The following is a 7,874-nucleotide window of genomic DNA, read 5'->3' on the forward strand; positions in this document are numbered from 1 at the left end:
GTCCCGACCGGAGGATCGCCTGTGCACAGACGACGGCGCCCGCCGCCGCGAAACGCGGTGGCGGGCGCCAGGGGTGGCGGCGCGTCAGTCGTCGCCCTGGAAGTAGCTGATCAGCCGCAGCAGCTCCAGGTAGAGCCAGATCAGGCTGACCAGGATGCCGAAGGCGGCGACCCACGAGTATCGCTGGGGCAACCCCATCCGGACGCCCTGCTCGACCTCGTTGAAGCTCAGCACGAAGCTGAGCGCGGCGACCACGACGACGACCAGGCTGAAGCCGATCGCCAGCTTGCTGCCGTCGCGCAGGCCGGTGTTGATGCCGAAGAGCGCCAGCACAAAGTTGATCAGCATGACGGCGAACAGGCCGGCCATCACGGCGATCATGCCCTTGACGAACTTCGGCGTCGCCCGGATGACCCGCGCCTTGTAGAGCACGGCCATCAGGAAGAAGACGCCGAAGGTGGACACCACGGCCTGGAGCACGATGCCGTCGTAGAGCGACTCGAAGGCCTTGCTGACCAGGCCGACGAAGGCGCCCTCGACCACCGCGTACGCGATGACCAGCGCCGGGTTGGCCATCCGGGAGAACGAGATGATCAGGCCGAGGACCAGACCGACGATGGCCGCGCCGATCCAGGCCGGACCGAGCAGGGCGTCCGGCACCAACACCCAGGCGGCCGCGGCGGAGACGCCGAGAATGCCCAGGAGCGCGACGGTCTTGACCACCACGTCGTCGATCGACATCGTGCCAGCCGCCACCGGGGCGACCGGGGAGCCGGGCTGGCCGGGGTACTGCTGGGGAATGCCGGGCTGTCCGTACGGCCCGGGCTGGGCGTACCCGGCGGAACGCTCCCGCTCGGCCGCTTGGCCGAGCCGGGCGAGCACCGGGTTCGAGGTCTTCACTTTCAGGCCTCCCTCAGGGGGTCGTCGCACGCTGACGTGCCCTTACAGGGTACGGGTCACGGTCAAGGCGCGCCGCACGGCAAGCTGTGGGATAGCTGAGAGTCTGCGGTGCCCGGGGCGGGGGTCGAACCCGCACGCCTTGCGGCAGCCGCTTTTAAGGCGGCCGTGTCTGCCGTTCCACCACCCGGGCAGGCGGCACCGGCGCGTCGGCACGCGGCAGTGCACGTGTCACGGTATCCGTTGCCGGGCCACGGGACGTACCCCCTGCCGCTCAACGGCTAGGGTCGAGTTCGTGACCAGCGCAGCCCGTACGGCGCCCGACGCCGACCGCGACCGGGCGGTCGACCGCACCGGGTCGGCCGCGGCCGGCTCCCGCCTCGCCCGGTGGAGGTCCCTCCTTCTCCGGCACCGCGCCGACCTGACGGTCGGGCTGATCTTCCTCCTGCTCGCCGGCTGGGTCAGCCACGAGCTGTGGCCCGACCCGTCCGGCCGGGTGCTGGCCCTCAACCCGGCGGACCAGACGCTCTACGAGTGGTTCCTGGCCGTCGACGCGCGGGCCCTGCACGGAGACTTCGGCCTGCTCACCGACAAGCTGAACGCCCCGGACGGGGTGAACCTGATGACCAACACCACGGTCATCGCGCTCGGGGTTCTGCTCGCCCCGGTCACCCTCCTGTTCGGGGCACCGGTCACCTTCGCCCTGTTGGTCGGAGTGAACCTGGCCGGCACCGCCGTCGCCTGGTACCTGCTGTTCACCCGTACGCTGCGGGTCCGGGGGCTCGCCGCCGCGCTGGGCGCCGGGCTGTGCGGCTTCGGGCCTGGCATGGTGTCGCAGTCCAACAGCCACCTGCACATGACCGCGCAGTGGCTGGTACCGGTGATCGTCTGGTTGGTGGTCCGGCTGTCGCGCGCCGCCGATTCGGGGCCGGGGTCACTCGACCGACGGCGATTGGTCAGTTCGGCGGTGGGGCTGGCCGTCGCGGTGACCGTGCAGATCTTCGTCGGCGAGGAGGTGCTCTTCCTCGCGGCGGTCACCCTGCTGGTGATGACCGTCGCCTACGGCCTCGCCGACCGGGACCTGCTGCGCCGCGCGCTACCCGGGTTCGTCGGCGGCCTGCTGCTCGCCGCCGGGCTGGCCCTGGTCGTCCTGGGCTGGCCGCTGTGGTTCCAGTTCGCCGGCCCACAGGGCGTGGCGGACGGGATGTTCAGCCCGCACTACTTCTCGGCCGACCTGCGCAGCTGGTGGACTCTGTCCCCGCTGTCGGTGCTCGGCGACGACTCCTCGGCCCGGCTCACCACCGGCCCGGCCGAGTACAACACCTTCCTGGGTCTGCCGCTGCTGCTGGTCACCGCCGGCTGCGCGCTCTGGCTGTCGCGTCGCGGCCGGTCCGTCGGGGACGGGCAGGATCGCCCGCCACGCCGTCCACTGGTGGCCGCGTGCGTCGTCGCGGCCCTGGTCATGGGCGCGCTGTCACTGGGTCCGCGGTTGGTCCTCGACGGCGAGCGCAGCGCGCTGCCCGGGCCGTACGCGCTGCTCGCCGGGCTGCCGGTGGTCGACGGCGCGCTGCCGACGCGGTTCGCGCTGGCCGTGCTCCCGCTGGCCGGCACGCTGCTGGCGCTCGCCGTGGACCGGGCGCTGCGCTCTCCCGGGCGGGCCCGGCGGCTGGTCCCGGCGGCGATCGGCGCGGCCCTGCTCACGGTCTTCCCCGCTCCCCTGCCGGCCACCGACCGGCCGGCGCTGCCCGAGTTCATCAGCGGCGGCCACTGGCGCGAGTGCGTACGCCCCGGCGGGGTGTTGGTGCCGGTGCCGGCGGCCACCCCGAAGGACCCCTGGCCGATGCGCTGGGCCACGGCGGCCGACGCGCGGTTCGCGATCCCGGAGGGCTTCTTCATCGGCCCGTACGGGGCGGGCGGCTCCGCCGCGATGGGCACCTTCAAACGGCCCACCTCGGAGCTGCTGGCCGACGTGGCGCAGCATGGCGGGAAGCCGGTGGTCGACGAACGACGGCGACAGCAGGCCCGCGCGGACGCCGATCACTGGGGCGCCTCCTGCGTGGCGGTGACCGACGACGCCCCACACGCGGAGAGCCTGCGCCGCACCCTGGTGCAGCTCTACGGGCCGGGCACCCGGATCGCCGACGCCTGGATCTGGCGGGTCTAGCAGACGACGAGGGCCTCCCCGCGCCGGGAAGGCCCTCGTCGTACGCGCGTGCGTCAGCTCCGCTTACCCACGCCCACCGGCTGCTTCGGCGGCGGCGCGGATGCCTCGGCGAACTCCTCGCGCGGATCGTGCAGCTGGCCGAGGGCGACGACCTCACGCTTGAGGAAGAACGCCAGCGACCAGTCGACCACGACCCGAACCTTGCGGTTGAACGACGGGATCCGGCTCATGTGGTACGTCCGGTGCATGAACCAGGCCGGCCAGCCGGTCATCTTGACGCCGTACACCTGGGCGACGCCCTTGTGCAGGCCGAGGCTGGCCACGCTGCCGGCGTGCTTGTGCTTGTAGTTGACCGGCTCACGCCCACGGATCACGTTGACGATGTTGTCGGCCAGCCGCGCTGCCTGGCGCACGGCGTGCTGCGCGCTCGGCGAGCAGTAGTTGCCGGGCTCCTTCGTGAGGTCCGGCACCGCGGCGCAGTCGCCCGCGCTCCACGCGCCCTCGACCACCCGGTCGCCGTCCACGACCTGGAGGGTCGGCAGGCAGGTGACCCGACGACGGTCGTCGCGCGGGAAGTCGGTGGCGTCCAGCATCGGCGACGGCTTCACGCCGGCGGTCCACACGATGGTGTCCGCCGTGAAACTGTCACCGTCGGAGAGCTTCACCACCCCGTCGACGCAGGACTCCAGCCGGGTGTCCAGGCGGATGTCCATGTTGCGCTTCAGCAACTGCTGCACCGTGTAGGCGCCCATGTCCCGGTCGACCTCGGGCAGCACCCGCTGCGTCGCCTCGACCAGCACCCAGCGCATGTCCTCCGGCTTGAGCTCCGGGTAGTAGCGCAGGGCGTCGCGGGCCATGTCCTCCATCTCGGCGAGCGCCTCGATCCCGGCGTAGCCACCGCCGACGAAGACGAAGGTCAGCGCGTTGCGCCGGACCTCCGGGTCGACCGTCGCAGCCGCCACGTCGAGCCGGTCCAGCACGTGGTTGCGCAGGTAGATCGCCTCACCGATGGTCTTGAACCCGATCCCGTGCTCGTGCAGGCCGGGGATCGGCAGCGTCCGGGAGACCGAACCGGGGGCCACCACCACGTGGTCGTACGGGATCTCCCGGGTCGGGCCACTGATCGGCTGCACCACCGCAGTGCGGCGGGCGTGGTCGATCCGCGTCACCGCGCCCACCACGACCTTGCACTTGCGCAACTCACGACGCAGCGGCACCACGGCGTGGCGGGGCGAGATGTTGCCCGCCGACGCCTCCGGGAGGAACGGCTGGTACGTCATGTGCGGCTGCGGGTCGACGACGACGACCTCGGCCTCACGGGAGCTCAGCTTCTTGGACAGGCGCAGAGCGGCGTACAGGCCGACGTGCCCGGCACCCACGACAAGGATCCGCTTCGGGTTCACGTCAACCATCTTTCCCCGGGCGGCTCGGCTAATCCCGTCCGAGACCCTCTCTTGTGACGGAGCACAACCCCTGTGACCTGCACCTCGTGCCCGTCATCCCGCTATCTGCGATGCAGCAACCAGCCCAACAGCCCGCTGCACCCCACCGCCACCAGCAGTCCCGCCACTGTCGCGGTCTGGAAACCGGCACCGTCGCCGATCCCGCCCAACCAGGCCAGCACGACGCCCACGACCCACGTGGCGAGCATCACCACCGCGGCCCGGGTCAACCAGCGCACCACCACGTCCGGGTCGACGAGCGCGTCGTAGGGCAGCACCGCGGCGAACGCGCAGAGGGTGTGCCCGAGGTAGAGCGTCGCGGCCACGGCGAGCAGCCGCCAGAGCGCGATCGGACGGTCGTACCCGGCGGACGCGATCACCCAGCCGCCCACCGTGACCAGGGCGGCGAAGGTCGGCCAGACGCGGCGCGGCCCCGCCGCCGGCAGCGCCGCCACCACCGCCAGGGCCAGCAGCGTCCGTGGCTGGAACACCTGCACCGGGTACGCCAGCAGCAGGCCCGCCAGCACCACCACGAAGATGCCGAAACGCACCAGCAGTGTCGTCGGGGACACCCGGCGCACCGGCCCAAGAAGCGCCTTCACCCGCTCCACCACCGCGTTCACGGATCCGCCCGCCGCCCGCGGCGACCGGCCCGCGCCGCACCCGCCATCACCGGGCACCCACCCGCGGAGCGGTGGCCAGCCGGGCCACGTCGCGGAGCACCTGGTCCAGGCTGCCCGCGCCGGCCCATGGCACCACCGGCACGCCGTGCTCACGCAGCTGACTGATCATCGTGTCCCGGTCCAACCGCCACAGCCGGTACGCCACCGGCGCCCAGCCCTTCTCGCCCGGCGGCGGCAGGTCGGCCGGGAGGGTGTCCACCGCCACCACGAACCGCCCGCCCCGGGCCAGCCGGGCCAGCATCTGCGCCGACCGCTCGTCGAGCAGCGGCGTGAGCACCACCACCAACGCGTCGGCGGAGAGCAGCTGCGGCCCGAACACCTGGTCGTACGGCTCGTGCGGGGAGGACTCCGCGCGGGTGTCGAGCAGCCACTCCAGTACGGTCAGGTACTGCCGCCGGCCGGTGGCCGGCCGGAGCCGGCGGGCCGCCGGCCCGTACTCCAGCAGCGCCACCCGGTCACCCCGGTGCAGGTAGTGCTCGGCGATCGCGGCGGCGGCCCGGACCGTGGTGTCCAGCACGGACGCCGCACCCCGCACCCCGCCCGACCGGCCCGCCTCCGCCAGCACGTCGAGCAGGACCACCACCTCGGCGTCCCGGTCGGAGAGCGTGGCCGCCACGTGCAGCTGCCGGGCCCGCAGCGACACCCGCCAGTCGATCCGCCGCAACCGGTCACCCGGCCCGAAGACCCGTACGCCGGCCAGCTCGCCTCCCTCCCCCGGGCGGCGCGAGTGGTGCGCGCCGACCAGCCCGGCGGCCCGGGGCATCGCCTCGACCGCCTCGAACGGCTCCGTCATCGGGTACACCCGCAGCTTCACCGACTCGGTGACGACCGCGCGGGAGACCAGCAGCCCGTCGGCGGCGGCGACCCGGACGCCGGCCGGACCCACCGGGTGCCGGCCCCAGCGCAGCGCCGTGCCGGTCAACTCCAGGTCAACGGCGGTGCCGGTGGGGATGGCGGTGACGAAGGGCCGGTTGAGGCCGGCACCGCTGACGTCCACCCCGGCGCCGCCGAAGCCGGCGCGGTCGATCCGCAGCCACGGCGAGATCCGGGTACGCACCACGGCCAGGTGGTACGGCACGGTGTCCGGGTTACCGACGCTGACCCGGCCGGTCAGCGGCCCGCCTTCGACCAGGTGCGCGTCCTCGGCGACGATCTCCAGGTGTGGGGCGGCGGTGGGCCGGCGGCGCAACGCGTACGCGGTGCCGAGCGCGAAGGGCGCGGCCAGCACGACCAGATCGACCCGGCCGAGTAGCACGGCGGCGATCAGCAGCAGCCCGGTGAGCAGCACCGCCCGGCCCAGCGCCCAGGTGGGCGCCCAACCCGCCGCCGGCTCGGGCCCGTCCTCGGTGGGCACGGCGTCAGCGCCCGAGCCGGCCGGCCGCGTGGCTGGGCAGCGCGCCGCTGGCCGGGGCGGGCGTCTGCTCCAGCACCTCACCGACCACGAAGGACGGGTCGACCCGGCGCAGCCACATCTCCGGACGCAACGTGATGCGGTGCGCCAGGGCGGGCGCCGCCACGTCCTTGACGTCCTCCGGCACCACGTAGTCCCGACCGGCGAAGACCGCCCGGACCCGGGCGAGCAGCAGCAGCGCGAGCGAGCCGCGCGGGGACGCCCCCACCAGCACCGACGGGTGTTCGCGGGTGGCCGCGGTCAGGTCGACGATGTACCGGCCGACCGAGTCCTCCACCACCACGTCCTCCAGCGCGGCCTGCATGGCCCGCAGCGTGCCGGCGTCGACCACCGGCGGGATCTCGGCCTCCTCGCGGCGGCGGGCCATCCGCCGGCGCAGTACGTCCCACTCCTCCGCGCGCTTCGGGTAGCCGAACGACACCCGCAGCAGGAAACGGTCCAGCTGCGCCTCCGGCAGCGGGTACGTGCCCTCGTACTCGATCGGGTTGGCGGTGGCCAGCACGTGGAACGGCTCGTCCAGCCGGTAGGTGACGCCCTCCACGGAGACCTGCTTCTCCTGCATCGCCTCCAGCAGCGCCGACTGGGTCTTCGGCGGCGTCCGGTTGATCTCGTCGGCGAGCAGCAGATTCGTGAAGACCGGCCCGGCCCGGAAGGAGAAGTCGCCGCTGCGCTGGTCGTACAGGAAGGAGCCGGTGACGTCCGCGGGCAGCAGGTCGGGGGTGAACTGGAGGCGGCGGAAGTCCAGCCCGAGCGCCTGGGCGAAGGAGCGCGCGGTCAGGGTCTTGCCGAGGCCGGGCAGGTCCTCCAGCAGCACGTGCCCACCGGCCAGGATGCCGGCGAGGACCAACTCCAGCGACTCCCGCTTGCCGACCACGACCTGACCGACCGCGTCCAGCACCGCCTGGGCCAGGTGGCCCACCTCGCTGGCGGGAATGCTGCGGTCCACGGCGTTCATATCTTCTCCAGTTCGGCGACGATCGCCGCGAGGTCGCGCGGCGACGGCGGGCGGCGGGATGGCGTGGCCAGGAACGCCCACAACGGTTCCCCGAGCAGGGTACGGGCGCGGGCAGGATCGGAGTCGCGGGTGAGGCCGTGCCGCTGGCGCAGCCGTTCGTCGGCCAGCTCGCCGAGGCGGGGCAGGATCCGCTCGGTGAACCGTTCCCGGTTGCCGGAGGCCCAGTCCAGCGGTCGTTCCCAGCCGTTGATGGCGGCGCGCAGGGCGTCCTGGGCGGCCCAGTTCCACGTCCCCGGCTCCTCCCCGGCGGAGGCTCGGGCAC

Annotated in this window: 6 protein-coding genes, 1 tRNA gene and 1 pseudogene; 1 reads left to right on the forward strand and 7 read right to left on the reverse strand. The window is 73.2% G+C overall.

What is annotated here, in order from left to right; all coding sequences use genetic code 11:
- Positions 1 to 84: 84 nt before the first annotated feature.
- Positions 85 to 900 (reverse strand): Bax inhibitor-1/YccA family protein, encoded by an 816-nt coding sequence (locus E1193_RS28210; RefSeq protein ID WP_132186212.1) that lies wholly within the window; start codon positions 898 to 900, stop codon positions 85 to 87.
- 109 nt (positions 901 to 1,009) lie between these two features.
- Positions 1,010 to 1,090: transfer RNA gene (locus E1193_RS28215), tRNA-Leu, on the reverse strand.
- A 102-nt stretch (positions 1,091 to 1,192) separates the two neighbouring features.
- Between E1193_RS28215 and E1193_RS28220 the strand changes: the two genes are divergently transcribed.
- On the forward strand, positions 1,193 to 3,061 hold the full coding sequence (locus E1193_RS28220; RefSeq protein ID WP_207922900.1) for a hypothetical protein: 1,869 nt from the start codon (positions 1,193 to 1,195) through the stop codon (positions 3,059 to 3,061).
- A gap of 53 nt (positions 3,062 to 3,114) precedes the next feature.
- Here the strand turns inward: E1193_RS28220 and E1193_RS28225 are convergent, their stop codons facing one another.
- From E1193_RS28225 to E1193_RS28245, 5 genes and pseudogenes are all read right to left on the reverse strand, one after another.
- Complete coding sequence (locus E1193_RS28225) at positions 3,115 to 4,464, reverse strand: NAD(P)/FAD-dependent oxidoreductase (RefSeq protein WP_132186214.1); 1,350 nt, start codon at positions 4,462 to 4,464, stop codon at positions 3,115 to 3,117.
- 101 nt (positions 4,465 to 4,565) lie between these two features.
- Complete coding sequence (locus tag E1193_RS28230) at positions 4,566 to 5,126, reverse strand: hypothetical protein (protein ID WP_132186215.1); 561 nt, start codon at positions 5,124 to 5,126, stop codon at positions 4,566 to 4,568.
- Between the two features lie 46 nt (positions 5,127 to 5,172).
- A complete protein-coding gene (locus E1193_RS28235) occupies positions 5,173 to 6,540 on the reverse strand; it encodes a DUF58 domain-containing protein (RefSeq protein WP_132186216.1) in 1,368 nt (455 codons plus the stop codon).
- A 4-nt stretch (positions 6,541 to 6,544) separates the two neighbouring features.
- Positions 6,545 to 7,552 carry a MoxR family ATPase gene (locus E1193_RS28240; RefSeq protein ID WP_132186217.1) on the reverse strand — a complete coding sequence of 336 codons (1,008 nt, stop codon included), beginning with the start codon at positions 7,550 to 7,552 and terminating at the stop codon, positions 6,545 to 6,547.
- Positions 7,549 to 7,874 (reverse strand): annotated as a pseudogene (locus E1193_RS28245) (hypothetical protein); the annotation flags it as partial. The gene E1193_RS28240 and the pseudogene E1193_RS28245, both read right to left, overlap by 4 nt.

The organism is Micromonospora sp. KC606 (assembly GCF_004348675.1).
Lineage (GTDB): Bacteria > Actinomycetota > Actinomycetes > Mycobacteriales > Micromonosporaceae > Micromonospora.

Coding starts and splice junctions, on each gene's coding strand:
- E1193_RS28240 (WP_132186217.1), bottom strand. CDS start 7,552: ATGAACGCCGTGGACCGCAGCATTCCCGCCAGCGAGGTGGGCCACCTG.